We start from the raw sequence: 1491 nt of genomic DNA on the forward strand, positions 1-1491 counted from the left end.
TGTTTGCGGCCATAGCAAACAGTTAACAAGCCAAAGCAGCCGACGCAAAAAAGCGCGCGGCTGTTTGGGGCGTTAGAGCAATTGAAGCATGTCAATGAAGAGAGTCATCATTATTGGTAATGGTGGAGCTGGCAAGTCGACACTTGCGGTGGCGCTTGGAAGAGCACATAGACTTCCTATTTACCATCTAGATAGATACATATGGCGGCCCAACTGGGAAGCTGCCCCGGAATCAGTTTTTTATGAAGATCACAAGGCAATCCTTGATGGGGATAGGTGGTTGATCGAAGGAATGGGCTACGACTCCACAATAGAAGATCGATTTAATCGATCTGATACTATTGTTTTTATTGATTTTCCGATTGCCATTCACTTCTTTTGGGCTCTTAAGAGATGTGTCAAATCCATCTTTGTGCAACCTCAAGGGTGGGCTGACGGTTGCTCGCCGATCGCAAAGGTTGGCTTCATGATAAGAATAATCTGGGATATCCACCAAAAGACCAGGCCCTACATCCTCTCGCTTCTAGATAGATATGGTAACCATAGAATCATTCACCACCTTCGTTCTCCCAAAGATTTAAGGGAGTTTTATCGCCGGAACTGCAATGGTTAACTCGAGTAGGAATTGCTCTAACAAGGCCAAGCACAGCGACAGCTTCTTCGTTGCGGCTTCGCCTCCACTACAAAGCTGCGCGTGTTGGCGACGTTATGTTTCGGTCGGATTGCTGTCGGACGGAGAGGCCAGGGAGCTGAAGAAAAATCAGAAAAGCATTTTTGGTCCAGTCATACTCGGAGTTACTGAGTAACTGGAGATCTGAAAATGACTACTTTGACTTACATTGTGTCAGTACTGAAAACGGTTGTGGGTGCCATGAAGTTTGGCGCATTGGTTTGGCGGGGGGCTGGGTTTCTACCAGCATTCATAGGCGAGACAGTGAATCCGCTGGCCCTTCGAGATGAGCTATAGTCAAATCTGGTGTACAGCCAGCTCGGTTTGATCCTGTTGGTGATCCGGTTTCACACGTTCACCATCCTTGAATTTGATTCCTTGAATGACGTCAGCCAATAGCCGGTAGCCTCGCAGGCGGCGCCACTTTCTTTCGGCTGTTGTCATCAGCTTGTATGCCATCGCCAGGGTCGTTTTTCGACTGCCGCAGTTCTTTGTTTTGCCTGTTCTCAACCGTACCGTGGCAAACACCGATTCGATCGGATTGGTCGTTCGCAAGTGCGTCCAGTGCTCGGCTGGAAAGTCGTAGAACGCCAGCAAACTGTCTTGGTCTTTCGAGAGACACTCCATAGCTTTCGGGTACTTTGCCGCGAAGCGAGCCACACAAGTCTCGTAGGCTTGATACGCCGTTTCGCGAGTTTCGGCCATCCAGATATCCGTAAGCGATCAGCAAACCCCATCTAAAATCCCGTGCTCGGTCCTGCTAGCCTCCTGATTCACTATTCAGAAGGAGAGTAGCATGACCACCGCAGAAAAACGTTCTC

Annotated in this window: 1 protein-coding gene and 1 pseudogene; one reads left to right on the forward strand and one right to left on the reverse strand. The window is 49.0% G+C overall.

What is annotated here, in order from left to right:
- Positions 1-94 precede the first annotated feature (94 nt).
- Positions 95-613 carry a hypothetical protein gene (locus ACURWW_RS17180; protein ID WP_445618369.1) on the forward strand — a complete coding sequence of 173 codons (519 nt, stop codon included), beginning with the start codon at positions 95-97 and terminating at the stop codon, positions 611-613.
- Positions 614-967: 354 nt separating this feature from the next.
- Here the strand turns inward: ACURWW_RS17180 and ACURWW_RS17185 are convergent.
- A pseudogene (locus tag ACURWW_RS17185) lies at positions 968-1393 on the reverse strand (transposase); the annotation flags it as partial.
- Positions 1394-1491 lie beyond the last annotated feature (98 nt).

It is taken from the genome of Gilvimarinus sp. F26214L (genome assembly GCF_054401055.1).